Raw genomic sequence first — 25,862 nt, 5'->3', positions numbered from 1 at the left:
ATACTACCGTGCCCGCATGCAGACGAAGACTCCGTCACGGAGCATGATGCGACTGACGCGCCGGGGCAGGCTCGTCCTCGTCGGAGTCGGCGCCGTTCTGGCCGGCACCGCCGTGGTGGTGCCGCTGACCCTGGCGGCGCTGGAGGACGACGAGCCCGCCACCCTGGTCATCCCGGAGGGCTGGCGCGCGAGCCAGATCTACGAGGCGGTCGACAAGGCACTCGCGCTGCCGCCCGGCAGCGCCCGCAAGGCCGTCGACAAGGCGGGCCTGAAGCTGACGTCCGCCGCCGAGGGGAACCCGGAGGGCTACCTCTTCCCGGCGACCTACACGCTCACCGACGGCATCACCGCGGAGTCGCTGCTCCGGCACATGGTGGAGACGGCCAACCAGAGGTTCGACGGCGCACCGGTCGCGGCGGGAGCGCAGCGCAACGCGATGAACGTCTACGAGGCGGTGACCGTCGCCAGCATCGTCCAGGCCGAGGCCGCCACGAAGAGCGACATGGGGAAGGTAGCCCGTGTCGTCTTCAACCGGCTGGAACGCGGGATGCCCCTCCAGATGGACTCCACCCTCAACTACGCCATGAAGCGCAACACCATCCACACCAGCATCGACGACACCCGGATCGAGAGCCCGTACAACTCCTACCAGCGCATGGGGCTTCCGCCCACGCCGATCGACAACCCCGGCGAGGACGCGATGCGGGCCGTCACCAATCCGCCGAAGGGGGACTGGCTGTACTTCGTCACCGTCAAGCCGGGCGACACCCGCTTCACCGCCGACTACACCCGGCACCTGCGGAACGTGGCCGACTTCAACGCCTACCAGAAGACCGTCGCGCGGTCGGGCAAGCCCTCCGTGAGCCCGTCCGGGAGCCCCCTCACGCAGCCGCCCCGGTGAGCCGGTGGGGCGGCCGCCGGTGAGGGGCGGGCTCCCGGTTCAGCGGCCGCCGGCGGTCAGGATCGGGGCGGGCCGCCCGGTGGCGCGGGACGCCGTGTCGGCGGTCAGCAGCCCGCGACCGGCCAGTTCGGGTATCACGCCCTCGCCGAACCAGTACGCCTCCTCCAGATGCGGATATCCGGAGAGCACGAAGTGTTCGACGCCGAGGGCGTGATACTCCTCGATCAGGTCCGCGACCTCGCTGTGGCTGCCGACCAGCGCGGTGCCCGCGCCGCCACGGACCAGGCCGACGCCCGCCCAGAGGTTGGGGTGGATCTCCAGACGGTCCCGGGAGCCGCCGTGCAGGTCCAGCATCCGCCGCTGGCCGACCGACTCGCTGCGTCCCAGGGCCGCCTGGGCGGCCGCGACGGTGTCGGCGTCCAGGTCGTCCAGCAGGCGGTTCGCGGTCGACCACGCGTCGGCGGAGGAGTCGCGGGAGATGGTGTGCAGCCGGATGCCGAACCGCACCGTGCGTCCCTCCCGCTCGGCCAGCGAGCGGATCCAGTCGATCTTCTCCTTCACCTGGGCCGGAGGCTCGCCCCAGGTCAGGTACACATCGGCATGGCGCGCGGCGACCGGTCCCGCGGCCGGTGAGGAACCGCCGAAGAACACTTCCGGCACGGGGTCCGGAGGCAGGGAGGTGAGGCCGCCGTCCACGTCGTAGTGGGCGCCGTGGAAGTCGTACGGCTCGCCCCGCCAGACGCCGCGCACGACGGACAGGAACTCGTCGGTGCGCTCGTAGCGGCGGTCGTGGTCGAGGTAATCGCCGAAGCGGCGCTGTTCCGAGGAGTCGCCGCCGGTGACGACGTTGAGCAGCAGCCGTCCGCGGGTCAGACGCTGGTAGGTCGCCGCCATCTGGGCGGCCAGGGTGGGCGAGAGCAGTCCGGGACGGAAGGCCACCAGGAACTTCAGGCGCTCGGTGTGCTGTGCGAGCGCCACCGTGGTCAGCCAGGCGTCCTCGCACCAGGTGCCGGTCGGGGTCAGCACCGCCTCGAAGCCCAGCTGCTCGGCGGCCTTGGCTATCTGCGCCAGGTACTCGATGTCGGGGGTGCGCAGGCCACGGGTCTCGCGGCCGATGTTGGAGCCGTAGGCGTGCCGGTCGACCAGGGTGCGGCCGTCGCCGCCGGTCGGCAGGAACCAGTGCAGTCGTACGGTCATAAAGGAGCCTCCGTTGTCAGTGCTTGGCGGCAGTGGTCGAGGGCGGCAGGTCGCCGTTGAAACGGGGGTCGACGAAGTCGTCGAAGTCGACCTTCTTCGGGATGAGGTTCAGTTCGGTGAAGGCGTCGGCGATCTTCTGCTCGGATGCCACGAGCGGCTTGTCCACGGCGACGGAGACACGGGTGGAGTTGCTGCGGCGTACAGAGTCCAGCGCCACGTCGTAGGGCAGTCCGGTGTCCTTCGCCCACACCTTGGCCCACGCCTCCTGATGCCCGTGCACCCAGTCCTGAGCGCGCCGCAGCCGGGCGAGGTAGTCCTTGATGGCGGCGGCCTTCTTGGGATTCCCCAAAGCGGAGGGCGAGGCGACCTGGAAGGTCAGCCCGTTGGTGACACCGTCGCCGGTGGTGAGGATCCGGCCCTGCTTGCTTCGCAGGATCTGCGAGGTGTACGGGTCCCAGACCGCCCAGGCGTCGACCTTGCCGGAGTTGAACGCGGCGAGGGCGTCGGCCGGCTGGAGGTACTTGACCTTGACGTCCTTCAGGCGGAGCCCGGCCTTCTCGAGGGAGGCGACCAGTTGGTAGTGGGCGGAGGAGCCCTGGGCCACGGCCACGGACTTGCCCCTGAGCTGCTCCGGGCGGCTCAGTTCGGACCCGTCGCGGACGAGGATGGCGTCGCCCCGGGACGTGCCGTGCCAGGCGGCCACCACCGCGATCCTGGAGCCGGCGCCCGCGGCGAAGACGGGAGGGGTGTTGCCGACGCCGCCGACGTCCACGGCCTTGGCGTTGACGGCCTCCAGCAGGGGCGGTCCGGAGGTGAAGGTCGACCACCTGATCCGGTAGTCCAGGTTCTTCAGCTCCCCGGCGGCCCGCAGGACGGCCTCGGAGCCGCCCTTCTGGTCGCCGACGGAGAGGGTGACGGCACCCGAGCCGTCGATCCGCCCGCCCGTGTCGGCGGCGGACTCCCCTCCGCAGGAGGTGAGCAGGAGGGTGAGGGGAAGCAGCAGCGCTGCGGGGACCAGGAGTCGGCGCATGAAGGTTCCGTTCATGGTGCGAGGGGAGGGGAGGCTCAGGCCGCTTCGGTCGCGGGCGCGACACCGAGACGCGCCAGCAGATCCGCGCGGATCTCGGCGAAGCGGGGGTCGGTGAGTTCACGCGGCCGGTCCAGTGCGATGCGCTGCTCGTGCGCGATACGGCCGCCGTCCATCACCAGGACGCGGTCCGCGAGCAGTACGGCCTCTTCCACGTCGTGCGTGACCAGCAGCACCGCGCAGCCCCGGCGCTGCCACAACTCGGCCACCAGACGCTGGGCGTTGATGCGGGTCAGCGCGTCGAGCGCGCCGAACGGCTCGTCGAGCAGCAGGAGATCGGGTTCGCGGACCAGGGCGCGGGCGAGGGAGACGCGCTGGGCCTCGCCGCCGGAGAGCGTCCTGGGCCAGGCGGTCACCCGGTGACCGAGCCCGACCTCCTCCAACGCCGCTTCCGCCGAGGCCCGTTCCGGCTTGCCGGGCAGACCCAGCAACACGTTGCGCCACACCCTCTTCCACGGCATGAGCCGGGGTGCCTGGAAGGCGACCGCGCGACGGCGCGGCACCAGTACGGTTCCGTCGATGTCCCGGTCGAGCCCGGCCAGAACCCGGAGCAACGTCGACTTGCCGCAACCGCTGAGGCCGAGGAGGGCGACGAACTCGCCCGGCGCCAGGTCGAGACGCAGATCGTCGATGACGGGACGGCCGTCGAAGGCGCGTGTCAGCCCTTCGACATGGACGACATGGACGGCCTGGACGGCCTGGGCGGCTTCGGTGGCCGCCGGGCTCACCGGCCCGTGAACGTCGGTCGCCATCGCAGCAACAGCCTTTCGAGGGAGCGGACGATGAAATCGGCGAGGAGGCCGAGGAAGGCGTAGACGATCAGGCAGACCACGATCACGTCGGTACGCAGGAAGTCACGTGCCTGGACCATCAGGAAGCCGATGCCGGAGTCGGCGTTGATCTGCTCGGCGAAGACGAGGGCGAGCCAGGCGATGCCGAGGGAGTAACGCAGGCCGGTCAGCGCACCCGGCGCGGCGCCCGGCAGCACCACGTGGCGCACGAGACCCCAGCGTGAGAGCCCCAAGGACTCACCGGCCTCGATGAGTTGGGAGTCGACACCGCGGATGCCGGCGTAGACGTTGAGATAGAGCGGGAACGTCACTCCCAGGGTGATGATGGCGATCTTTGGCGCCTCGCCGATGCCGAACCAGATGATGAACAGCGGGATGAGGCCCACGAACGGCACCGTCCGCAGCATCTGCAGCGGGGCGTCGACCACGTCCTCTCCGACGCGGAACAGCCCTGATACCAGGGCGAGTCCGGTGCCGGTCAGGGTCCCCAGCACCAGCCCGGCGGCGACGCGCCGCAGCGAGACGCCCATGGCGGAGGGCAGCGAACCGTCGGCCGTCAGATCGGCGGCGACCTGGGCGATGCGGCCGGGTGAGGCGAGTACGTCGGGTGTCAGGACGCCTGTCGCGCTGAGGATCTGCCACAGGGCGAGAAGGACCAGCGGGCCGGTGGTGCGGCGCAGCCAGCGGGGGAGCCGGGTGCGCCGGGAGGACGCGGGAAGCAGGCGTTGCAGGGCGGGGGAGGTGGGTTCCGGGCCGACGGGCGGGGCCTCGGAAGGGTGGGGTGGGGCATGGCTGAGGCTCATGGGTGCTCCACAGGGTGGAGAGCGGGAAGAGGGTGCGCCCGTCAGCCACCACGGTGCCCCCTGGATCAGCGCAGGGGCATGCGGGGTGCACGGGAACGCGAGACAGCCCGAAGCGAGGGCCGGGTGAAACGGGGGAAAGGCGTCAGCAGCCGGGGCGACACGCGGCGGAGGCCACCCGCAGCAGGTCGATGTGACCGCGCGTGGTGAGCAGGGCTGAACGCGACATGCCGGTGAAGGTAGCCAGGTGGGCATGCGCGGGTCAACGGGTGTCTCGTCCATTGGACTGCACGTATCGGGGAACGGTCATGCCGGGGGGCGTGAAGCGCGGCGTCCGGGTGAGGATGGAGGCATGTCGGATGCCTTCACCACACGCGTACTCGAGGTCGCCACCGGTTCCCGTGAGCGGGTCGTGGACCTCACCCAGGAGTGCGAACACTTCCTCGGCGAGGTCGCGGCGGGCCGCGACGGCCTCCTCAACATCTTCGTGCCCCACGCGACCTGCGGTGTCGCCGTCATCGAGACCGGTGCCGGAAGCGACGACGACCTGCTCACCGCCCTGCACACCCTGCTCCCGGCCGACGACCGCTGGCAGCACCACCACGGCAGCCCCGGCCACGGCCGCGACCACGTCCTCCCGGCGATCGTCCCACCCCACGCGACCCTGCCGGTGATCGACGGCCGTCTGGAACTGGGCACGTGGCAGTCGGTCTGCCTGGTGGACACGAACGTCGACAACCCGAACCGTCAGGTGCGGTTGAGTTTCCTGGGGTGACCCGGGGGACCGGGATCGCGGTCTTGCCCTCGGCCGATCCATGGCCAAGTCCCGCTGTATGCCACTCGCCGAGGAGAGTCCGCCGACCGCACCACGTGATGTGCGAGGCGATCAGGTACTGGGTCCCCGAACGCGGAGCGACGGAAACATCAGGCGATCACATCCACGGACACCGTCAGTGCTTGGCCGTGAGCGACTTCCAGGCGACCGGGAAGTCGAAGTACGTGTCCGGGTACGGCTCCGGCTTGTACGTGTAGTGCCACCACTCCTCGGCGAGGTTGACGAAGCCCAGGTTCTCCAGGGTGGACTTGAGCAGCAGGCGGTTGGCGTGCTGACGGCCCTGGACGCGGGGGTCCAGGGTGTGGGCCAGGGGGTCGAAGCAGTCGAAGCCGGTGCCCATGTCCACGGAGTTGTCTGGGAAACGCTGTGCTTTGGGCGCATAGCAGGGGACGAGGGGCTGACCGGGGACGTACGGGCGGGTCGGCCTCGCCGGGAGCCGGACGATCGTCAGGTCCATCGTCGAACCCCTGCTGTGGCCGGACTTCTCCGCGATGTAGCCGTCGGCGAAGAGCCGGGTCTTGTCGACCTTCGGGTAGAACTCGGCCTTCATGGCCTCGTCGTCGAGGTCCTCGGCCCAGCGGACGAAGTGGTCGACGGCGCGCTGCGGCCGGTAGCAGTCGTACACCTTCAGGCTGTATCCCTGGCCCAGCAGCCGGCGCTGGGCGCGGTGCAGCGCCTCGGCGGCGGGGCGGGTGAGGATGCACAGGGGCTGCCGGTAGCCGTCGACGCGCTCGCCGACGAAGTTGTGCGGGGTGAAGTAGCGCATCTCCTGGATGATGGTGGGGTCCACCGTGCTGAGGGCCACGAAGTCCTTGGGGGCCCTCTCCTCGGGCGTGGCGCGGGCCGTGGTGGACGCGGCGGTCACGGTCAGCAGGGCGGCGACGGCGGTGACGACACCGCGTGCGGCACGGGAGAGTCGTGTCATGCCTCCTGCGTCTATCAGGTGCGGGCCGCCGCCGGGAAGTCCCCCGGGTCCCCGGGTCGGCGCGGCTTGCGCCAGACCGAGATGTGCTTGGCCGAGGTGTCCGTGAAGGGCGCCCCGCTCCAGTCGGCCACGCGGCGCTCAAGGTCGAGACCTGCGATGCGGGCCATCAGGTCCAGTTCGGCGGGCCACGCGTAGCGGTGCCGGGAGGCCGAGCGGCGGTAGCGGCCGTCCTCGCCGTCCCGGGTGAGGTGGTGCGAGACCAGGACCTGCGCCGTCAGGTCGAAGGTGTCGAAGCCGATGTGGCCCGCCGACACGTCGAACGGCACCGCCGACTGCGTCGGCGGCAGCAGGCGCAGCGGAGGTACGTTCAGTTCGATGACGAAGCGGCCGCCCGGCGCCAGATGCCGGGCGGCGTTGCGGAAGCACTCCACCTGTTCGTCCTGCGTGAGCAGGTTCGAGATCGTGTTGTAGACGAGGTAGACCAGGGTGAACTCGCCCGGGACGCGGGTCGTGGCCATGTCTCCCAGCGTGACCGGGAGCGTCTCCTCGTCCACCTTCTTGCGCAGCACCGCCGCCATGTGCTCCGAGAACTCGATGCCCGCCACCGGCACACCCCGCTCCCGCAGCGGAACGGCCACCCGGCCGGTGCCGACGGCGAACTCCAGCGCCCGCCCCTCACCCGCCAGTGCGGCCAGGAAGTCCACCGTGGGGCCGAGCACCGCCGCCGAGGACATCTCGGTCTCCTCGGCGTCGTAGCGTTCGGCACTGGCACGGGTCCACAGCTCGCTGCTCGTCACGGGCGGCCACTTTGCCGGTGACGGTGAGGCGTTGTCGACGCATTTATCCCGCCGGGCGGCTCACCGCGCCCCACGCGGCCGCGCACAGGGCACGGTCCAGTTCCGCCGTGTAGCGGGTCGCCGCCAGCCAGGTCCGGGCGAAACGGCCGGTGTCGGCCGGCAGGAGACGGCCGAAGACGTCGCGGGAGCGCTCCGCCGCCGAGGCGTGCAGTTCCGCGAGGAGATCGGCGGCCGTCCCGAGGCCGTGGGCGCTCAGCCTGTCGAGGTCGGTGCCGGTGCCGCCGGGGAAGGCGAGCGTGCGCCTGCCGCCCGCGGCCGCCTGGTGCACCCGGCGCCGCAGCAGGTGCACCGGAGCCTCCTCCGGCGACAGCGGGGTGCCGGGGACGCCCGGGGCGGCGGGCAGGTCCGCGCGCTGAAGGCGGTCCAGTCCGAGGTCGACGCGGGTGCCCGCGATGCTCGGGTGCTCGGTCGCCAGCAGCGCCGCCCTGGCGTGCGGCGCCGGGGTGAGACGGGCCACGACCCGCAGCGGTATGCCCCGGGCGGCGGCCAGCAGGCGCAGGTTGTCCCGGTGGGGGAGTGCCGGGTCGTCGTGCGCCGAGGTCAGCCGGACGCCGCCGCCCTCGTACTCCACCAGCAGGCAGTCGCCCGCCGCCTCGCGGACCGTACCCGCCACCGTCACCTCCAGGAACAGCAGGTCGGAGCCGCCCGCCAGCGCGCGCGACACCTGGTCGGCGACGGGCACCGACCAGAGCCGGTCCACGGGCTCCGCGCGCCACCCCGCCCCGGACGCGCGCACCGCCCGTACCCCCGCCCCAGCGCCCAGCCGGCCGGACGCCGAGACCGTGGCACCCGACATGGCCAGGCCCGCCCGCGACAGCTCGCGGTGGGTCAGTGCCGTGTCGCCGACACGTACTGTCCTGTCCGCCGCGCCCACCGCCCGGCCGGGGCCGCCCGGAGCCACGTCCGACACCTGGTACAGGCGGCCCTCGGCATCGGCGGTCCAGGTGACGGCGCCCGCGTAGCCGCTCGCCGTCAGCACCGGCTCGGAGAAGAGGCCGTACAGGCGCAGCGAGCCGTCCGGACGGTACGACTGGCGGGCGCTGCCGCGCAGTTCGGCCAGCTCCGCGTCCCGCGCCTTTGGCAGGCGGTGGGCCACGGCGAGGGTGTCGCCGAGGGTGGCCACCAAGTCGGCCAGGCGGTACGCCGGGTCGGCGGAGCGGGCCGCGCGCACGGCGGTCACCACCGAGACGGCCGAGGCCGCGAGCCGGGGGAGACCCGCGATCCGTGCGCTGTGGGCCGCGCGCAGCAACTCCGCCTGGAGCACGGCGCCGCAGCCGTCCGTACCGGCGTCGAGCACGGCCGCCGCGGCGGTCCGCACGGCCTGGGCCGCGGCGCTCTGCTCGGGCGTCGCGTGCTCCGTCTCCGTACGGGGCTCCGCGTCGGCCTCGGGTGCGCAAACCTCGGCGTCCGCCTCCGCGATCGGCGCCGCCGAGGCGACGGCCGCGCGGTGCAGGCACGCCGGGGCCAGCAGGCAGCCGCAGACGACGGCGTCCGCGTGGGTCACCGTGCCCTCGGGGGCGCGGAGTTCGACCTGCGTGGCGTCGTCCACGGCGACGCGTACGGTCGTGCCGTCACGGGTCACCGGGCGGTCCGCCAGCTTGGCGATGCCCGCGTCCAGCCGTTTGCGGAGCCGGGGCGAGAGCGCGGCGACGAGTTCGGCCGTCACGGCCGGTGCGACGGGCGGGAGCTGGAGACTCATGCGATCTTCTCCCCGATCCAGCGGGCGAGTTCGAGCGGGCTGAGGGCGGCGACCGGCATGCCCGCCGAGACGAGGAGGCCGGCCACACCGGTGGAGTAGCGCGGGCGGCCCGCGTCGTCGAGACTCGCGCAGCCCAGCACATGGCAGCCGGCCCCGACCAGTTGGCGGACCTCCGCCAGCAGTCCGCCCACCGGCCAGCCCTCCTCGAAGTCGCTGATCACCACCACGAGGGTCCGCGAGGGCACGGTGACCAGCTCGCGCGCGTGCCGCAGTCCGGCCGCGATGTGCGTACCGCCGCCGACGCTGACCTCCAGCAGCAGGGACAGCGGATCGGCGACATGGTCGCTCAGGTCGATCACCTCGGTGGAGAACGCGAGGAAGTGCGTCGACAGCGTCGGCACCCCGGCCAGGACCGAGGCCGTGAGCGCCGCCCAGACGGTGGACGCCTCCATCGAGCCCGACACGTCGGTCACCAGGATCAGCCGCCAGTCGGCGGCCCGCCGGGCGCGCGTGCGGAACACGGGACGCTCCGGGATCACCTGGACCGCTCCGTCCGGGGTGCGGCGGGCGGTGGCCAGATTGGCCCGCAGGGTGCGCGGCAGATCCAGCCCGCCGCCCGGCCGGGAACTCGGACGGGGCAGCGACGCGCCGTGCAGCGCGGGCCGCAGCCTGGTCGCCAACTGCCGGGTCAGGGCGTCGACCAGCCGCCGGACCAGCGGCCGCAGCGCCGCGATCCGTGCCTCCGGCAGCCCGCCCGCGTGCCGCAGCACCGCGCGCAGCAGATCGACGGACGGGCGCGCGGACTCCGCGTCCAGCTCCGTCAGCACGTCCGTCCGGCCCGCGTCGGCGGCCGCGGCCAGCACCTCCTCGCGCACGCCGGGCCCGAACAGCGCCGCCAGTTCCTCGGACCACTCCCGCGCGCCGGGGTACGACGGCTCGCGGCCGCCCGGTCCCTGCCCGCCGAGGTCGCCCCGGCTGCCCTCGCCCCGGCCGCTGCCGTACAGCTCGTCCAGCGCGGTGGCCAGCGGGCGGGCGGAGGCGGGGAGCCGGTCGGTACGGCGGCCCAGGACCAGACGCCAGCGGTCGGCCGGGGTCAGCCGGTCGCCGTTCGCGGGGGCGGGCTGCGCGGTGTCGGGTGCGGCCCCGGTGGGGCGGGGCGGGGGCAGCAGGCCCAGCGCCGCGAGCATGTCGCGGGCCGCGAGGTCCGCCACGGTCCACGCGGCCAGGGCCGCCGGATCGACGGCGCCCGTCCCGGCGAGGTGACGCTCGCCCAGACGCTCCTCCACGGTGGACAGCAGACGCTCACGGGCCGCGGGGCTCATTGTGTCGAAGCCGCCGCGCAGGGCGGGCAGCCGCTCCACGAAATCCTGGTCGGACAGCTCCGACACCCGGCCCAGCAGCGGTTCCAGTGCGGGCGGCGCCGACTCCAGCAACTGTCCCGCCGCGGTGAGCAGTCCGGCCAGCCGCGCGGTCAACGCCGCGCGGGAACCGGCGTCCACGGCGCCGTCCACCCAGGACGCCACCCGGCGCCCGAGCGCGGCCGGCTCCTCGTGCCCCAGCAGCACGCGTACGGCACCCGCGGCGCCCCGCATCAGCGGGGAACCGTCCGCGGCCAGCCGGGCGAGCGCGTCGGTGAGCCGGATGCCGCCGAACAGGTCGGCCCGGTGGGCCAGTTCGAGCAGAGCGCGGGCGTCGGCCGGGTCCTCGGAACCGGTGAGGCCGTCCACCTGGCGTACGGCGGCCGTGGTCAGCAGCCCGGCCACGGCCTCCGCACGGGCCGTACGGTCCCCCGACGCGTCCAGCCCCGTCGCGTGCCCGGCGCGCAGCCGGTCCAACAGGGCCAGACCGACGAGGAGTTCGGGCAGCGTGGCGGTGTCGGGGAGCACGGATGCCGTCTCCGCCAGACGTTCACCGACCAGCGCGGGCAGCCCGCAGTCAGCCGCCTCGTCCAGGCCCCGCAGCGTCTGCGCCGCCGTGGGACCGCCCTCGGCGCGCTCCGCGCGCAGCCGTTCGCGCAGCACGCCCTCGGCCGCCTGGGCCGGGGTCACGCCCCGGACACCGGCGGCCGTCAGCATCGCGGCCGTGGCCGGAGTCCAGCGCACCTCCCAGCGCGAGGTCAGTGCCTCGGTGCCGCCCGCACCGCTGACCTCCTTCGCCTCCGCGTAGGGCACACCGCACACCGACAGGCGCCGCAGCAGCAGTTCGCGGCGCCGGTCCAGCTCCGAGCGCAAAGGGTTCAGCCGCAGATCGCGCGCCGGGCCGCGCCCGGAGTCCGCCGGGCCGGGCAGGCCCAGTTCCGCCAGCTCGGCCTCGACCGCCGGAGCCAGCCCGCTGCGGGGCGCCTCCGGCGCGGGCCGTCCGGCACGCCCGCCGACGAGTACCGCCTCCATGGCACGGGCCACGGCCCGCCCGCGTCCGTACGGCTCGCCCTGCGTGAGCACCGTCTGCACGGCCTCCACCAGTTCGCCGCGCCCCGCCGCGGGCAGCCCGCGCAGCCGGGCCAGATCACCGGCGAGCCGGACGATCTCCCGCGCGTCGGCGGGCCCGGAGGGATGCCCGAGCGACCGCAGCTCGGCACAGATCCGTACCGCCGCGCCCGTCAGCGCCTCCTCCATCGCGCCGGGATCGCCCGCCGCGTCGAGCGCCAGGTGCTGCCACTCGGGGTCGCGGATGCCGGCCGGGTAACCGGAGCGGGAGTCCAGCAGGGCGTAGGCGTAGGGGATCAGCGACGTCGTCCAAGGGGTGGCGGGCGGTGCCGCGACCGGTCCGGTGGTCCCCGACAGCAGGGCGGGGGCGTGGAAGGCGCCCACCACCACGGCGGCGCGCTCTCCGTCCGCCGTGGCGGCGGCCAGGCAGGACCGCATCCGGTGCTCCCGCCGCAGGTCCGTCTCCGGCACCCCGCCCGAGGCCGCCGCGTCCTGCCGCAGGGCCCAGCCCGTGAGCAGCGCGGCCCGCCGCACCGCCTCCGGCGTGGAGCCGGGGGCGGTGGTCTCGACCAGGCGGTCCCAGAGGTCGTCGTCCCGGCGGCCGGTGAGCCGGGCGCGCAGCGCGGTGGCGACTCCGGGGGCCGGGGGCTCGGACGCGACGGCGGATTCCTCCCAGCCCCGGTCCGCGAGCGGCAGATCGCACGCGACCACGGGTACGGAGTGCCGCGCCGCCCACCGGACCGCCGCCAGCTCCGGCGAGAAGTCCGCGAACGGGTAGAACGCCGGCCCCGCGCCCCCGGCCCCGGGCGCCGCCGCCAGGGCCACCGGCGCCACCGTGTCCTCATGGGCGAGCCAGGGCAGCCACTCCTGGAACTCGGCGGGCAGCTCCACCAGCAGCACGTCCGGCCGCGCGGCGTCCAGCAGCGCCGGCACCGCCCATGCCAGGGACGGCGCGTGATGCCGTACGCCGATCAGGAAGGGCGCCGCCGGGCCGGTGAGGGCCGCGAGCGCGGCCTCGGGGGATGCGGAGGACACGACGTTCAGCCCTCCAGCACCGTGCGCAGGTCCCACAGGGTGCGCCAGGTGGCGGAGCCCTGCTCGGCGCGGCGGCGCACGGGCCCGTCCCAGTACCCGCGCAGCCGGGCCGCGTCGGCGGGGTCGTCCTTGCGCACCACGCCGAGCATGTGGCCCGGCAGCAGCCCGAGCACGTCACGGTCGCCGGGGAAGTAGGCGGAAGCCAGGCCCAGCGCGCCCGCGACGGACACGGCCTCCGCCGTGCTCATCACCGTGGACGGCCGCTCCACCTCCCAGCCCTCCGCCGAGCGCCCCTCGCGCAGGTCCCGGAACGCCGTCACCAGCGCCTCCAGCACGGAGTCGTCGACCTGGAAGGCCGCCCCGGCCCGCTCCACCGACGCCTTCGCCTGCGTGCGCACCAGGGCGGTCTCGGCGTCGATGTCGGTGATGGGGCCGACCGTCTCGAAGTTGAAACGGCGCTTGAGCGCGGCCGACATCTCCGAGACGCCCCGGTCCCTCAGGTTGGCGGTGGCGATGAGGTTGAACCCCGGAGCGGCGTGCGCCAGGGCGTCCTCGCCGCCCGCCAGTTCGGGGACCGCGACGCGCCGCTCGGACAGCAGCGACACCAGGGCGTCCTGCACCTCGGGAAGGCAGCGCGTGACCTCCTCGACCCGCGCGATCGCGCCGCGCGTCATCGCGGTGAGCACCGGCGACGGCACCAGCGCCTTCGTGCTGGGTCCCTGCGCGAGCAGCAGGGCGTAGTTCCAGCCGTACTTGAGCTGGTCCTCGGTCGTGCCCGCCGTCCCCTGCACCACCAGTCCGCTGGTCCCGCACACGGCGGCCGACAGCAGCTCGGACAGCATCGACTTGGCCGTACCCGGCTCGCCCACGAGCAGCAGTCCCCGCTCACCGGCGAGCGTGACCACGCACCGCTCCACCAGCGCCCGCTCCCCGACGAACTTGCCCGCTATCTCCAGCCTGCGCGGCACCCCCTCGGGCACCTCCGCGTCCTCGGGGAGGGCCAGCGCGCGGCCGTCGCTGCCCATGACGAACGTGACCACGGCGCGCGGGGTGAGCCGCCACGCGGGCGGGCGCGGCCCGGTGTCGTACGCGGCGAGGAAGGCCAGTTCGGCGGCGAACAGGTCCTCCGCCGGGACGATCTGACGGGTGGGGGCGGTGCTCATCGGGAGGGTTTCCTTCACACGGCTGCGATCGGTGGTCATCGGCGGCGCCCCTTGCGCACCGCGCGGGTGGTCAGCTCCTCGTACGCCGGGGCGTCACCCGCGCCGACGCGGGCCCAGGCGCGGGCGAACAGCTCCGGCACCGGCTGCAGGGGCAGCGCCCCGCGGTGGCCCGGGACCGGGTACAGGCCCTCCTTCCATGTCTCCACCGGCAGCGCGGGCGACCTCAGGTCACGCCAGCCGCACGGCAGGAAGAGGGAGCGTCCGGCGCGCGGCCGCTTGGCCTCCACGACCAGCGCCGTCGCGGCCAGCTCCGCGCGGGCCTTCTTCGCCCGCGCCGGCTTCCAGCCGTTCCAGCGCACGATGTTGCGGTCCGTCGGGTCGGGCAGCGCCAGCAACTGCAGGTAGAGCGCGGCCGCGTCCTCGCCCAGGCCATGCGCCCCGGCGACCTCGGTGACCAGCTCCGGCACGCTGAGGGCCGGATTCTGCGCGTACCCCTCGAAGGTGCCCGCACCGGCCGCCACGACGGCGTCCAGCTCCGTCCCCAGGACCAGTGCCAGCGCGCGCGGTCCGTCGGTTCCGTCCGGACCGGTCAGCCCCTCCAGCAGTCCGAACACGGGATCGCCGGGCCCGGACAGCGCCGCCGGACGCACCAGGACCGCCTCCGAGCCGTAGTACCAGGGCCGCAGCACCAGCGCCTCGCCGATCCGGGTCAGGCCCTGGGTGTCCTGTCCGCCGGCCGGCGGCAGCCCGTACGTCTTGCGCAGCTCGGCCGCCGTGGAGGTGTTCTTCTCGGTCCGCCCCACGCCCAGGTCGAGCATCAGCTCGGGGTCGGACATCCGGCGGCGCAGGGCGGCCAGACCGGACGGCAGGGCGGCGCGCAGGGGGTGGCCGACGGGCAGGGTGTACGCGAGCGCGACGAGCGCGGTGACGCACCCCTGCACGGCGTTGCCCGACGGGAGGGCCGCAGGGTCCTCCGGCACCAGGTCGCCGTCCTTGCCGGTGACCAGGCGCGTGGTGCGGCTCAGCCACGGCGTGCGGTCCGGGTTGAGCACGTCCTCGGCGTGCGTGGCGCCCAGGCCGGTCAGCTCCGCGGCGATGTCCTCCGGTACGCGCACCAGCGAGCCCAGCCGCTCGGTCCACAACCGGCCCGCCGCCGCGGTGTCCGGACCGGAGAGCCACAGGCCGGCGGGGTCCCGCGGGAGCAGCGAGCCCAGGAGGGCGGTCCGCTCCCGCATGCCCAGCGCCTGGACGCGGCGGACGCCGAACTCGTACTGACGGACCTTCAGGTCCATCAGGGCGAGTCCCTCCGCGCCCGGTTCGTCCGGCAGTCCGGCGAGCAGGGCGGCGGCCTGCGTCGGGCCCAGCCCGCCGCCGGTGGCCGCCTGAAGCTCCGCGACGGCCTCGGGCCGCCAGCCGGCCGCGCCCTTGTCCCGCGCGAGGCGCGCCACGGCGGCCAGGTCGGAGGCGGAGATCTCCGGGGCGTACCGGTCCTCGCGTTCGGTGGTGAAGTGGGCGACCGCGCCGAACGTCCCGTCCGGATCGTGGTCCAGGGCCAGCCAGTTGATCTGGTCGCGGCGGTAGTCGACGTTCTGCGAACCGAGGATCACCACCGTGCGGCCACCGCGGCGCAGGACCTGGCCGGCCCGCCCGTCGATGCCGCGCGGCTCGCCGAGGACCACCATGCGCAGCGTGCCCTCCGTCGTGAGGAGCGGGCCCTCGGACAGCGCCTCGAACATCAGCAGCAGCGGCTCGCGCCGGGTGTCCGGCAGGGCCGGGGACGCGGCCCGCAGGGCCAGCGCCCGCAGGTGGGGGAGCATGCCGGGCCAGCCGCTGCCGGAGTCCGGGACCGTGAACTCCTCGCTCAGCCAGTCGTCCCGCAGGGCGCCCAGGCGCTTCGCGTCCGTCAGCGGCTTGCCGTCGGCCGGCTTGCCGGACAGCACATGGTTCACCGCGCGCATCTGACGCAGCACCGTCCGGCCGGAGTGCCACCAGCCGTTGATCCCGTCGAACCCGGACAGGGCTTCCCGCAGGCTGCGGTCGTCTCCGTGCTCGGGGCTGAAGTCGGCGAACATGCCCTCGGTCCGGGCGAGCGGACGGGCCTTTGGAGCCTTCGGCGGGGTCACGAAGGCGGCGGCCGAGTCGGCCAGCCGCACGGCCGAGCGCACCAGCGACGCCACCCCGAGCAACAGCCGGGGGTCGGTGATACCCGGCAGCGTCCGGCGTACGACGTCCACGCTGATCTCCTCGGCGGGCCGGAGCGCTGCCTTGGCCGCCTCGTCCTCCCCGGCGCGGACCAGAGCGGCCTGCCGCTCGGCGAGCGCCTCGGCCACGTCGCGCATCAGCTCGGCCGCCCGCGCGTCGGTGACGGCGCGCAGGACCGCCGAACCCGCCTCGTCGCGGGGGCGTAGCGCGTGCCAGAAGGGCAGCGGGGGCACCAGGCGGGTGCCCGCGGCGAACTCCCCGCCCTGCCCGTTGGGCGTCACCCGGCCGAGCTGACCGCCGCCGGGGGCGTCGCCCCGGGTGAACAGTCCCAGCCCGCGGGGGTGCCGTCCGACGACCGGCTCCGCACCACCGGGGAGCCGCAGCGCACCCAGCGGCACGCGGTTCTCCCGGCCGTCGGCCGCGACGGGGAGGGACACCGTGCGGCCGTCCGGCGTGCCGGCCGTCCGCAGGTCCCCGGAGCCCTCGCGCTCGGCGCGCACCCAGCGGCCCAGCACCGTGCCGTCGGTACCGAACGGGCTCGCCTCCAGGCCCGGCAGAAGCGGGAGCACCTCGCACTCGCCCGGCAGCAGCTCGGTCCCCTCGCGGACGCCCGACGCGAGCAGCGCGGGAAGCGAGGCGCGGCCGTGGGTGCCCGTGGCGGGGTCGTACTCCAGCCACACCGTCCGCCTGCCGTGCCGGCCCTGCCGCCAGTAGGCGGTGCCGTCACCGAGGACGGGGCGTGTGGCGGGGAGTTCGGTGTCACCCGCGTGCAGGGTGCGCCCGCCGGTGGCCCGGCCCCCGCCGGGCAGGGGCAGGGAGGCGACGACCGTGTCGTTGCCGGACCACCAGGCCGGGGTGCGTTCGCCGCCGGGCTGGAACACCTCCTGGGGGCGCGCCGACCAGTAGGCGTACTGCTTGCTCTTGTGCCACCAGATGACCAGCAACTCGCCGTCCACGTACCGGAACCGGGGGCGCTGCCAGCGGTCCAGGTCGTGCGGCAGCCGCAGATCGTGGTCGAGGAGCACCCGCTCCGGCCCGACGACGACCGCCTTCGTCCCCCGGCACAGGACGAGCGCGGGCCACGCCTCGTGCACGGACAGGGAGTTGTCGGCGTTCTTGCGCTGCGGCTCGGCGCCCAGCACGTCCAGCGCCTCTTCCAGCGCGGGCCAGCCGAGTTCGTCGAGGACGCCCGCGCGCAGGGTCCGCGCGAGCAGCGTCCGCACCGGGTGGGCGGCGACCCGGGCCACCGCGTCCGGCCCGGTACCGGGGGCGACCCGGTGGAAGCGCCGCAGCCGGGACAGCGACTCCTGGGCGCCGGGCAGCCCGGCCGCGCCGGTGAACTCGGCGGCCGTCTCCTCCAGCCACTCCCGCAGCACCTCGGACAGCACCGGGTGCGCGGCGATCCGGGCCAGCACGTCGGGCGCCTGGCGATGCTCCCCGGTCTGCTCCACCGCCTGGTGCAGCATCCGGCGCAGTCTCCGGTCGGCGGCCACGGCGGCCAGGTCACGGCGGCCGGCCCGGTCGTCGTGCAGCCACGGGTACAGCATCAGGTGCACGGTGACATCGGCGCCCGGCACGGTGAGCGGGACGTCCTCGGCCACGCACAGGTCGAGCAGGTCGAGGTCGGCGCCCGCGTGCCAGCGGCCGGTGAACAGGTCCACCGGGCGCCCGGCCGCCCGCAGCACCGGCGCCATCCGGGCGACGAGCGCCAGAGTCGCCGGGGAGCGCAGCGACATCGTGCCGCCGTGCTTGCGGAACAGCGCCCAGCGGCTCAGCCACTCGGCGGGGTCGACGCCGTGCTCGGCCGCCGCCTCGGCGTCCGTCAGCAGCCGGTCGGCGCCCGACTCCGCGAGCAGCGCGAGCCAGGACTCGTCGTCCTCGACCGTCCGCCCGATGCCGCTCGGCATGATCTCCAGCAGCCGCGCCCGCACCTCGGGCCGCTCCTCGGCGAGCGCGCGCAGCGCCGGGCGGTAGGCGGTCCAGAACGACGCGGGTGCCCGCACGGCGGCCGGAGAGGCGATCAGGTCGGCGGCGAGCGCGCGCTCCTCGGCCTCCCGGTCCAGCCCGGCCGCCTTGATCAGCCCGCGCGCGTCCTGCGGCAGCGAGGCGTACGGCGGCATCCCGGCCGCGCACCGCTCCACCGTGAGCTGCCGGAACTGCGCCCAGGCGGCCGCCGGGTCGAGCCGGCGGCCGAGATCCTTCACATGCTCCTTGAGCGCCTTCACGGTCAGCGCACCGGCGAAGGCGAACTCCAGGAACACCGCGCGGCGGCGCTCCTCGTCCACCGCGAGGGCGTGCACCCGCTCTGCCTCGCGGGCCTTGCCGAAGAAGGCGGCCGCGTACGTGGTGTTCTCGTGCTGGAGGAAGATCCGCGCGGCCTGCTCGTAGAACGTCGGCAGGAAGTGCGGCACCGCCCGGCCGAGCCGGGTGCCGAGCGCCTCGAAGCCCTCCTTGGCGCTACCGGGGCGGGTCTTGGCCTGCCGCGCGAGCCGCTCGACGTCCTTGACCAGCGCGAGCGCGTGGTGGCCGTTGGCCGGGTCGTGCACCAGCGCCCAGGCGGGGAAGCCCAGCGTCTCCCGGCGCACCTGGCCGGCCTCGAACGCCTCCTCGGCGGGGGTGAGCCCGAGGAACTCCAGCGCCAGGTCCTCGGCCTCGCCCAGCATGCCCGGGACCAGGCGCACTATCGGGCGGTCCTCCAGCGCGGGATGGGAGTAGGTCCGCACCGTCAGGGTGTCGGCGTCCTCGCGGCCGGTGCTGCCCGGAGGCAGGACCGCGCCCGCCTCCAGCAGGACGGTCAGGGTCGCCTCGTCGTACGCGGTGATGTCCGTCATGCCGCCCGCTCCTCGTCCTCGATGTCGCGGCCTGCGTACAGCGCGGCGGCCATGCGGATGCCCTCCGACCAGGCCACCGGTCCCACCTGAGCGGGCCTCAGCGGCCGGCCGGCGGAATCGGTCCAGGTCAGCGGGCCGGTCTCGGTCTCCTCGTAGCCGTCGTAGTCACCGATCCAGACGCGGGCCTCCACGCCCCGGCCGTCCTCCAGCACGGAGCAGACGGCGTTGCCGCCGCGGACGCGGTAGCCGAGCTGGGTGGCGCGGCCGTGCAGGAAACGCAGCTCCTTGAACGAGCCGCCTGCGTAGTCGTCGACCTCCTTCGCGTCGGCGGACACGGTGGCCGGGCGCGGGAACACCTCGCGGAAGAGCTGCTGGGCACGCTGCTCCACACCCAGCTCGACGGCGAACTCCCGCAGCTCCTCCAGGTCGGCGAGGAGGACGGGGTGCGGGATACGGACCAGGGCGGGGGAGATGCGGACGGTGTCGCCGTCCAGGTCGACCAGGCCGAGACCCCGCTCGGGGTCGGCGTCCCGCAGGAAACCGGCGACGCGGCCGTCCTCACCCGTGACCACCAGGTCGCCGAGCGCGGCCCGCCACGCCGGGTCGGGCCACACGCGGGCGACGACGGCGAGCGGTACGGGCAGCGAGCCGACCATCCACCGCTCCACGGCGGCGAGCGCCTCCCGCTCGTGCCGCTCCAGCCACTCGGTGAGCTGCCGCAGACCCACGACCGCCGGTTCGTCGGCGATCTTCGGCGGCACCGACTTCAGCAGCCGTCCGGCCGCGTTGCGGCAGACCACCTTCCCGTCCTCCAGGGCGACCTCGTAGTCGCCCGCCGGAACCCACCCCATGTGTGTCTCCCCGTACCCGAAACGATCAAGTGACGGGAACTCTAGAGGAGCCCACTGACAACGCCCCCGGACGGGCCGGGGGCGCTGGTCAGGACGTACTACGGAGCGTCAGCCCTTCTTGGCTTCCTTCTCCTCGTGGAGCTTCTTGACCCGGGCGGTCTCCTTGCGGACCTCGGCCTGGGTGGCGCGCTCCTTCGCCAGCCACTCGGGCCGCTCCTCGCGCAGCGCCTCGATCTGCTCGGTGGTCAGCGGCTCGGTGACACCGCCGCGCGCCAGGCCGGCGATGGACACGCCCAGCCGGGCAGCGACCACGGGACGCGGGTGCGGGCCGTTCTGCCGCAGCTCGCGCAGCCACTCGGGCGGGTTCGTCTGGAGCTCGTTCAGCTCCGCGCGCGAGACCACACCCTCCTGGAAGGCGGCGGGGGTGGCGGGGAGGTACACACCCAGCTTCTTCGCCGCGGTGGCGGGCTTCATCGTCTGGGTGCTCTGCTGCGAACTCATGAGGTCAAGGGTATCGGCCGCGTGCGTGCGAGCCGACCACGGCCGATACCCTGGCCTGGTGACAGGCTCGGAAGAATCACCGTCGTTCCGGCTCGCGTACGTTCCCGGAGTGACCCCCGCCAAATGGGTGCGGATCTGGAACGAACGCCTGCCCGGCACCCCCCTCGTCCTCACCCAGGTCCCCGCCGCCGAGGCCGACGCCCTGCTGCGCGCGGGGGAGGCGGACGCGGGCTTCGTCCGCCTGCCCGTCGACCGTGACTTCTTCAGCGCGATCCCCTTGTACACCGAGGAGACCGTGGTCGTCGTCCCCAAGGACCACGTGATCACCGCGGCCGAGGAGGTCACCCTCGCCGACCTCGCCGACGAGGTGCTGTTCCACCCGCTGGACGACGTCTTCGACTGGGACGGCCCGCCCGGTGAGCCCGGCTTCGAGCGGCCCGCCACCACCCCGGACGCCCTGGAACTCGTCGCGGCCAATGTCGGCCTGCTGATCGTCCCGCAGTCCCTGGCCCGGCTCTACCACCGCAAGGACCTCACCTACCGCACGGTCGTCGACGCCCCGCGCTCCCAGATCGCGCTGTCCTGGCCCGAGGAGGCCACCACCGACCGGGTGGAGGACTTCATCGGCATCGTCCGGGGCCGCACCGTCAACAGCAGCCGGGGCCGCGCGAGCGCCCCGGAGCCCCAGCAGCAGAAGAAGAAGCCCGCCCAGGGCGGTGCGCGGCAGAAGAGCGGAAAGCCCACCGGCGGCCCCACGCGCGGACGCTCCGGCGGCCGTCCGGGCAAGCCGCGCCGCAAGTCCTGACCGGGGCGCTCACGTCGCAAGTCCTGAGCGGGCCCCTTACGTCGCAAGTACTGAGCGGGCCGCTCACGCCTTCGACGCCGTCCGTTCCACCGGCTCCGGCGCCGGGCCCTCGCCCAGCGGCGCCTCCGCGTGCGTCTGCCGCTCCCGCAGGTCGGCGACGGCCAGGGCGAGCGCGACCAGGATGATCCCCACGGCCGTCAGCAGACCCAGCTGCAGCGCCCGGGTCGAGGTGCCGTGGTTGGCGAGGTGGGCGAAGTAGACCGCGCCCACCGCCGCGATACCCGCCGCCGACCCGATGCGCTGGGCGGTGACCAGGATGCCGCCCGCGGCCCCGGCCCGCCGGACGGGGACCCGGGTGAGCGTCAGCGTCGTGTTGGGGGAGATCGTCACGCCGGAGCCGATCCCCGCCAGGAGCAGCGGCAGCGCGGCCGCCCACGCGGCGCCGGAACCCGGGACGAGCTGCACGGCGCCGATGACGCCGAGCAGGCCCACGGCCACCCCGGCCAGGCCCACGACGACCAGCTTGCGGCCGTGCCGCACCACCAGCTTCCCGCCCAGCGCCGCCCCGGCCGCCGAACCGACGGCGAACGGCAGCGAGGCCAGCCCCGCCGCGAGGGCGCCGTAGCCGAGACCGTTCTGCAAGTACAGCGTGTACACGAAGAACACCGTGGTGAAGCCGCCGAAGTACACCAGGTTCAGCAGCACTCCCAGGGTGAACGACCGCAGGGAGAACAGCTCCAGATCGATCAGCGGCCCGCGTCCGCGCCGGCCCTGGCGCCGTTCCCACTGCCAGAACGCCCCGAGCAGCAGTGCCGCGACAGGCAGCAGCGCCCACTTCAGCCGACCGGTCCACTGCTGCTCCTGCACCAGCGGCAGCATCAGCGCCAGCACGCCCGCGCCGAGCAGCAGGACCCCCGTCAGGTCGGCGCCCTCGCGCTTCTTCTCCGCCGCCGGGGTGCTGGGGAGCAGCCGCAGCGCCGCGAAGAACGCGGCCACACCGATGGGCAGGTTCACGTAGAACACCCAGCGCCAGCCGTCCTCGACGCCGAACGCCTGGATCAGCAGGCCGCCCGCCGGGGGCCCGACGGCGGTCGAGATGCCGACCACGCTGCCGAGCATGCCGAAGGCGCGCGCCCGCTCCGCGCCCTGGAACATCTGCTGGATCAGTCCCGTCGTCTGCGGTGCGACGATGCCCGAGGCCGCGCCCTGCACCAGCCGGAACACCACCAGCCACCCGGAGCTGGGCGCCAGCCCGCACGCCACCGACGCGACCGTGAACAGGGCGAGCCCGAACAGGAACGCCGCCCGGCGCCCGCGCACGTCGCCGAGGCGGCCCGCCGGGACGAGGGCGAGGCCGAAGGTGAGCGCGTAACCGGACACCACCCAGGACACGTCGGCCGCGTCGGCGCCCAGTCCGTTCTCCATCGAGGGCAGGGCGACGTTCACGATCGAGCTGTCGAGCAGCGTCATGAAGCCCGCCACGAGACAGACCGCGAGCGCCTGCCAGCGCCGTCGGTCGGCGGCGGCACTCGTCTGGACTGTAGTCATGAGGTCACGCTATGCAGTGACGGCGCACCCCGCACCACGGGGAAGCGCCCGAGTCCCCGCCGGTCAGGCCCGGCCGGCGGACCGTCCGACCGACTCCACCAGGGGCAGCAGCCGGAACGGCACCCGTTCCCGCAGGGCCACCTCGGTGCGGGTGCGCACCACGCCGGGCACGCTGATCAGCTTCTGGATGACGTCCTCCAGATGGGCGTTGTCCCGGCCCACCACCCGTGCCAGCAGGTCCCCGCCGCCGGTGGTCGAGAACGCCTCGACGATCTCCGGGACCGCCGCCAGCGCCTCTCCGACATCGTCCATATGGCCCTGCGTGACCTCGATGTGCACGAACGCCAGGACGGGATGGCCGAGCGCGGCGGGGGACAGCGAGGGGCCCGTGCCCGTGATCACCCCGTCCCGCTCCATCCGGTCCAGCCGGGCCTGCAGGGTGCCCCGCGCGATGCCGAGGACGCGGGCGTACTCGCGCACGCTGGTACGCGGCTGCTCCAGCAGCAGCCGCAGGATGCGGGTGTCCAGCTCGTCCACGGCCATGGCGTCCGGCCTCCTCGTGCCTCGTCGACCGCCGGTGACTGTACCAATGGCCCAGTCTCCCGCACCGGGCCCGACCTGTGCGAGCTGGGCCGTTGGTCCGCCCACCGCTTCCGCCGATCCGCCGTTTCTGGGCCAATGGCGCAGAGAAATCGGAGGCTGTTGAGCCAAACGGACCTGAGGTGCTGTCATAGGGGGGTCGATGGCGCTGCGGATTCCGCGGCGCCTTTTTCGTGCTGATGGCCACTAGGGGGCGGACGCGTAGTGCTGAAGAAGGTGTTCATGGCGCCGGACCCGGGCCGGGCTCGGCTGCGCTTCGCCGCGCGGGCCGTGCTCGGCATCGGCCTGGCCGTCGTGGTGTGCGGGCTGCTGGGCCAGTCCCTGACCGGCATGGTCGCGGGCGGGCTCGCCGCGCTGCTCGCCCTGTTCACCGTCGCCGACGCCACCGTGCGCGGGCAGGCCGTCACCACGGCCCTGCTGCCCGTCACCGGCGTGCTGGTGCTGGCCGTCGCCGCCGAACTGCACGCCTACCCGGTCGCGCGCGACCTCGCCTTCCTCGCGGTGGTCGGCGCGGGCGTGTACGCGCGCCGCTGGGGTCCGCGCGGCCACAGCGTCGGCGTGTTCGCCTTCATGATGTTCTTCGTCGGCCAGTTCCTGCACGTCACCCCGGCACAGCTGCCCGAGCTGTACGCCGCCGTCCTGCTCTCCGTGCTGACCGCCGCCGCGGTCAGGTTCGGGGTGTGGTGCTACGAGCGCGGGCGCCCCGCCCCGGCGGCCCCCGCGGCGCCGGGCGGCACCGGCCTGGCCCGCGTGACCACCCGCCAGGCCCTGCAGGCGGTCGCGGGCGCCGGTCTCGCCCTGGTCCTCGGGCAACTGCTCTCGGGGCAGCGCTGGTACTGGGCCGTGGGCGCGACCTGGTGGGTCTTCGTCAACACCGCCTCGCGCGGCGAGACGCTGGTCCGCGGGTTCCGGCGCGTCCTCGGCACGGTCCTCGGGATCGGCCTCGGGCTGCTCGTCGCGCTGCCGCTCGACGGGGCCGTCGTGCCGTCACTGGTGCTCGTCGCGGTCGCCGTCTTCGGCATCTTCTATTCGGCGGCCGTCTCCTACACCTGGATGATGCTCTGCGTGACCCTGCTGGCCGAGGTCCTCTACGGCCTGCTCGGCGTCCTCACCCCGTCCCTGCTCGCGCTGCGCGTGGCCGAGACGGCGGTCGGCGCGGCCGGCGCGATGCTCGCCGTGCTGTTTGTGCTGCCGGTGACGACCCACGCCACCACCGACACGTGGATCCAGCGCGCGCTGCGCTGTGTGCACGCCTGCACGGCGGAGGCGGCCGCCCGGCTGGCCGGGTCGGACACCGCCGATCCGGCGCCCCGGGTGGCCGAGCTCGAGCAGCTGCTCGGCCGGGTGCGGATGTCCGTCGCGCCGCTGGTGCATCCGCTGAACCCCCTGGTGGGCCGCAAGCGGCGGGCCCGCAGCGTCCTCGCCCTGCTGGACGACTGTGCCCGCGAGGTCCGCGGACTGGTGGCCGTCGCCGCGGACCCCGAGGCGTCCCACGACGCCCGCCTGGCCGCCGCCTGCTGGCGGGTGGAGGCCGCGGTGGAGGCGCTCACGGACGGGGGCTCCGGACCGCTGCACCGGCCCGCCGGGATGCCCGTGGAACCGGCTCTGGTCCACCTGCACGGCCTGGAGCACGCCCTGGCCGACCTGGCGGAACCCCTCCGGGGTGCCGCGGCACCGTCCCGGCTGGTGGGGGCCTGAGAGCGCGGACGCGGGGCGGCTCGTCGGGCGGTCGCCCGCGCCCCTGAGCCGCCGCGGCCCGCTCCGGCGGGAAGAGCACGGAAGGGCCCGCTCCGGTACGAACCGGAGCGGGCCCTTCTGTGTGTGCGTGGAGCCGGGCTTCCCTAGAACGCGGGCGCGCCCTGCGGCTGCTGGGCGATGCCCAGGGCGGCCGTGTACTTGGCGAGGGCCAGCTTGCCGATCGCCGGGTAGGCGCCGAGCGCCTCGGAGGTGGCGCAGTCGACCTCCTCGGCGGCGGCCGTCAGCAGCGCCGTGTCGATCTCCGGGCCGATCAGGTACGGAGCCAGCGCGAGCTGCTGCGAACCCGAGTTGCGCAGCTGCTCGGCGATGGAGGCGATCGAGCCGTCCTGGTCCAGCGCGGCGGCCATCACCGGCACGGCCAGGCGCGCGGCGAGCAGCATGCCGGTGATGCCGGCGGCCTGCACGGCCTCCTCGCCCCCCACGGACGCCAGGATGATCCCGTCCGCCGCCGTGGCCACCGTGAACAGGCGCGCCCGGTCGGCGCGGGCCAGGCCCGCCTCCGACAGCCGCACGTGCAGCCCCTCGGCCAGCAGCGGGTGCGGGCCGAGGACATCGGTCAGCTCGGCGGCGACCCGGCTGTCCATCACGGCCTGGCGGGTCTGCCGCAGCAGGGCGTTGTCGGGGCCGGCCAGCAGCGGTACGACCACGGCCACCGGGCCGTCGGGCGCCTTGGCGTCGGAACCGGCGGCGACCGCCTGCTCGTGGCGGGCGGTGCGCTCCTCGGAGGCGCCCGCGAGGACGGCGCGCAGGCTCGGGAATTCCTTGTCGTCCCCGTCCAGGTAACCGATCCGCGCGTCGAGGCCGGGCAGCTCGGAGCGCGCGATGCTCACGACCTCCTCGGCGAGGCTGCGCGTGGCGGCGCTGGGCGCACCGGGCACCGCGAGGACGAACGCGGGCGCGTCCTCGGGAGCCACCAGCGGCTCCGGACGGCGGTGCCGTCCGGGCTGGCGGGGTCGCGGCATTCGTACTGGCAGGCCGGACTCGGGTCCAGTGGGGGAGCTCATGGCGCCGCATGTTACTGGTTTCCAGGGCTCCCCTGTTCGGGGAGGG

20 protein-coding genes are annotated in these 25,862 nt (G+C 74.3%); 4 read left to right on the top strand and 16 right to left on the bottom strand.

All coding sequences use genetic code 11. The features are described 5' to 3' along the window. Positions 1-16 precede the first annotated feature (16 nt). Complete coding sequence (mltG, locus tag ABZ898_RS03690) at positions 17-901, top strand: endolytic transglycosylase MltG (protein ID WP_361652385.1); 885 nt, start codon at positions 17-19, stop codon at positions 899-901. Positions 902-940: 39 nt separating this feature from the next. Here mltG and ABZ898_RS03685 read toward each other — a convergent pair whose 3' ends face one another. From ABZ898_RS03685 to ABZ898_RS03665, 5 genes are all read right to left on the bottom strand, one after another. Beyond that, on the bottom strand, positions 941-2,098 hold the full coding sequence (locus tag ABZ898_RS03685) for an LLM class flavin-dependent oxidoreductase (protein WP_361652383.1): 1,158 nt from the start codon (positions 2,096-2,098) through the stop codon (positions 941-943). 16 nt (positions 2,099-2,114) lie between these two features. Beyond that, a complete protein-coding gene (locus ABZ898_RS03680; protein ID WP_361653098.1) occupies positions 2,115-3,128 on the bottom strand; it encodes an ABC transporter substrate-binding protein in 1,014 nt (337 codons plus the stop codon). 35 nt (positions 3,129-3,163) lie between these two features. Further along, entirely contained in the window at positions 3,164-3,937 is a 774-nt protein-coding gene (locus ABZ898_RS03675; protein WP_361652381.1) for an ABC transporter ATP-binding protein, read from the bottom strand. Next, the gene (locus ABZ898_RS03670; RefSeq protein WP_361652379.1) at positions 3,910-4,779 is read right to left on the bottom strand and encodes an ABC transporter permease; all 870 of its coding nucleotides are present in this window, start codon (positions 4,777-4,779) and stop codon (positions 3,910-3,912) included. Before ABZ898_RS03670 ends, ABZ898_RS03675 begins: the two co-directional genes overlap by 28 nt. Positions 4,780-4,921: 142 nt before the next feature. Beyond that, positions 4,922-5,005: a putative leader peptide gene (locus ABZ898_RS03665; protein ID WP_361653096.1), complete on the bottom strand. Its 84-nt coding sequence runs from the start codon at positions 5,003-5,005 to the stop codon at positions 4,922-4,924. A 123-nt stretch (positions 5,006-5,128) separates the two neighbouring features. Here ABZ898_RS03665 and ABZ898_RS03660 point away from each other — a divergent pair, with 123 nt between their 5' ends. Beyond that, positions 5,129-5,551 carry a secondary thiamine-phosphate synthase enzyme YjbQ gene (locus tag ABZ898_RS03660; protein WP_361652377.1) on the top strand — a complete coding sequence of 141 codons (423 nt, stop codon included), beginning with the start codon at positions 5,129-5,131 and terminating at the stop codon, positions 5,549-5,551. 175 nt (positions 5,552-5,726) lie between these two features. Here ABZ898_RS03660 and ABZ898_RS03655 read toward each other — a convergent pair whose 3' ends face one another. The 8 genes from ABZ898_RS03655 to ABZ898_RS03620 all read right to left on the bottom strand — a co-directional run bounded on the left by ABZ898_RS03655 (position 5,727) and on the right by ABZ898_RS03620 (position 20,101). Continuing rightward, the gene (locus tag ABZ898_RS03655) at positions 5,727-6,536 is read right to left on the bottom strand and encodes a M15 family metallopeptidase (protein ID WP_361652375.1); all 810 of its coding nucleotides are present in this window, start codon (positions 6,534-6,536) and stop codon (positions 5,727-5,729) included. Between the two features lie 14 nt (positions 6,537-6,550). Then, the gene (locus ABZ898_RS03650) at positions 6,551-7,333 is read right to left on the bottom strand and encodes a class I SAM-dependent methyltransferase (RefSeq protein ID WP_361652373.1); all 783 of its coding nucleotides are present in this window, start codon (positions 7,331-7,333) and stop codon (positions 6,551-6,553) included. Positions 7,334-7,376: 43 nt separating this feature from the next. Then, positions 7,377-9,092 carry a hypothetical protein gene (locus ABZ898_RS03645; RefSeq protein WP_361652371.1) on the bottom strand — a complete coding sequence of 572 codons (1,716 nt, stop codon included), beginning with the start codon at positions 9,090-9,092 and terminating at the stop codon, positions 7,377-7,379. Continuing rightward, positions 9,089-12,553 carry a DUF5682 family protein gene (locus tag ABZ898_RS03640; protein ID WP_361652369.1) on the bottom strand — a complete coding sequence of 1,155 codons (3,465 nt, stop codon included), beginning with the start codon at positions 12,551-12,553 and terminating at the stop codon, positions 9,089-9,091. Before ABZ898_RS03640 ends, ABZ898_RS03645 begins: the two co-directional genes overlap by 4 nt. 5 nt (positions 12,554-12,558) lie before the next feature. After that, entirely contained in the window at positions 12,559-13,716 is a 1,158-nt protein-coding gene (locus ABZ898_RS03635) for an AAA family ATPase (protein ID WP_361652367.1), read from the bottom strand. A gap of 35 nt (positions 13,717-13,751) precedes the next feature. Continuing rightward, entirely contained in the window at positions 13,752-18,749 is a 4,998-nt protein-coding gene (locus ABZ898_RS03630) for a hypothetical protein (RefSeq protein ID WP_361652365.1), read from the bottom strand. Further along, on the bottom strand, positions 18,746-19,600 hold the full coding sequence (locus ABZ898_RS03625; protein WP_361652363.1) for a DUF4132 domain-containing protein: 855 nt from the start codon (positions 19,598-19,600) through the stop codon (positions 18,746-18,748). The genes ABZ898_RS03630 and ABZ898_RS03625 overlap by 4 nt, the downstream gene beginning before the upstream one ends. Positions 19,601-19,708: 108 nt before the next feature. Further along, positions 19,709-20,101, bottom strand: a complete 393-nt coding sequence (locus tag ABZ898_RS03620) for a DUF5997 family protein (RefSeq protein ID WP_361652361.1) — start codon at positions 20,099-20,101, stop codon at positions 19,709-19,711. 58 nt (positions 20,102-20,159) lie between these two features. On the opposite strand from ABZ898_RS03620, the gene ABZ898_RS03615 reads away from it, so the two are divergent. Further along, positions 20,160-20,906, top strand: a complete 747-nt coding sequence (locus ABZ898_RS03615; RefSeq protein ID WP_361652359.1) for a LysR family substrate-binding domain-containing protein — start codon at positions 20,160-20,162, stop codon at positions 20,904-20,906. Between the two features lie 63 nt (positions 20,907-20,969). Here the strand turns inward: ABZ898_RS03615 and ABZ898_RS03610 are convergent, their stop codons facing one another. Together ABZ898_RS03610 and ABZ898_RS03605 are read right to left on the bottom strand one after the other, a co-directional pair. Continuing rightward, positions 20,970-22,454: an MFS transporter gene (locus ABZ898_RS03610; RefSeq protein ID WP_361652357.1), complete on the bottom strand. Its 1,485-nt coding sequence runs from the start codon at positions 22,452-22,454 to the stop codon at positions 20,970-20,972. A gap of 63 nt (positions 22,455-22,517) precedes the next feature. After that, positions 22,518-22,997: an Lrp/AsnC family transcriptional regulator gene (locus ABZ898_RS03605; RefSeq protein WP_361652355.1), complete on the bottom strand. Its 480-nt coding sequence runs from the start codon at positions 22,995-22,997 to the stop codon at positions 22,518-22,520. Between the two features lie 261 nt (positions 22,998-23,258). Here ABZ898_RS03605 and ABZ898_RS03600 point away from each other — a divergent pair, with 261 nt between their 5' ends. Further along, positions 23,259-24,752, top strand: coding sequence for an FUSC family protein (locus ABZ898_RS03600; RefSeq protein ID WP_361652353.1), 1,494 nt, complete (start codon positions 23,259-23,261; stop codon positions 24,750-24,752). Positions 24,753-24,895: 143 nt separating this feature from the next. On the opposite strand, the gene ABZ898_RS03595 is transcribed toward ABZ898_RS03600, so the two are convergent. Further along, positions 24,896-25,816 carry a hypothetical protein gene (locus ABZ898_RS03595; protein WP_361652351.1) on the bottom strand — a complete coding sequence of 307 codons (921 nt, stop codon included), beginning with the start codon at positions 25,814-25,816 and terminating at the stop codon, positions 24,896-24,898. Positions 25,817-25,862 lie beyond the last annotated feature (46 nt).

The sequence above is a fragment of the Streptomyces sp. NPDC046860 genome (genome assembly GCF_040645115.1).
In the GTDB taxonomy this organism is placed as follows: domain Bacteria; phylum Actinomycetota; class Actinomycetes; order Streptomycetales; family Streptomycetaceae; genus Streptomyces.
The sequence above is the reverse complement of the archived record's forward strand: the minus strand, read 5'-3'. Positions and strand labels throughout refer to the sequence as shown.

Coding starts and splice junctions, on each gene's coding strand:
- mltG (WP_361652385.1), top strand. CDS start 17: ATGCAGACGAAGACTCCGTCACGGAGCATGATGCGACTGACGCGCCGG.
- ABZ898_RS03685 (WP_361652383.1), bottom strand. CDS start 2,098: ATGACCGTACGACTGCACTGGTTCCTGCCGACCGGCGGCGACGGCCGC.
- ABZ898_RS03680 (WP_361653098.1), bottom strand. CDS start 3,128: ATGCGCCGACTCCTGGTCCCCGCAGCGCTGCTGCTTCCCCTCACCCTC.
- ABZ898_RS03675 (WP_361652381.1), bottom strand. CDS start 3,937: ATGGCGACCGACGTTCACGGGCCGGTGAGCCCGGCGGCCACCGAAGCC.
- ABZ898_RS03670 (WP_361652379.1), bottom strand. CDS start 4,779: ATGAGCCTCAGCCATGCCCCACCCCACCCTTCCGAGGCCCCGCCCGTC.
- ABZ898_RS03665 (WP_361653096.1), bottom strand. CDS start 5,005: ATGTCGCGTTCAGCCCTGCTCACCACGCGCGGTCACATCGACCTGCTG.
- ABZ898_RS03660 (WP_361652377.1), top strand. CDS start 5,129: ATGTCGGATGCCTTCACCACACGCGTACTCGAGGTCGCCACCGGTTCC.
- ABZ898_RS03655 (WP_361652375.1), bottom strand. CDS start 6,536: ATGACACGACTCTCCCGTGCCGCACGCGGTGTCGTCACCGCCGTCGCC.
- ABZ898_RS03645 (WP_361652371.1), bottom strand. CDS start 9,092: ATGAGTCTCCAGCTCCCGCCCGTCGCACCGGCCGTGACGGCCGAACTC.
- ABZ898_RS03635 (WP_361652367.1), bottom strand. CDS start 13,716: ATGAGCACCGCCCCCACCCGTCAGATCGTCCCGGCGGAGGACCTGTTC.
- ABZ898_RS03630 (WP_361652365.1), bottom strand. CDS start 18,749: ATGACGGACATCACCGCGTACGACGAGGCGACCCTGACCGTCCTGCTG.
- ABZ898_RS03625 (WP_361652363.1), bottom strand. CDS start 19,600: ATGGGGTGGGTTCCGGCGGGCGACTACGAGGTCGCCCTGGAGGACGGG.
- ABZ898_RS03620 (WP_361652361.1), bottom strand. CDS start 20,101: ATGAGTTCGCAGCAGAGCACCCAGACGATGAAGCCCGCCACCGCGGCG.
- ABZ898_RS03610 (WP_361652357.1), bottom strand. CDS start 22,454: ATGACTACAGTCCAGACGAGTGCCGCCGCCGACCGACGGCGCTGGCAG.
- ABZ898_RS03605 (WP_361652355.1), bottom strand. CDS start 22,997: ATGGCCGTGGACGAGCTGGACACCCGCATCCTGCGGCTGCTGCTGGAG.
- ABZ898_RS03595 (WP_361652351.1), bottom strand. CDS start 25,816: ATGAGCTCCCCCACTGGACCCGAGTCCGGCCTGCCAGTACGAATGCCG.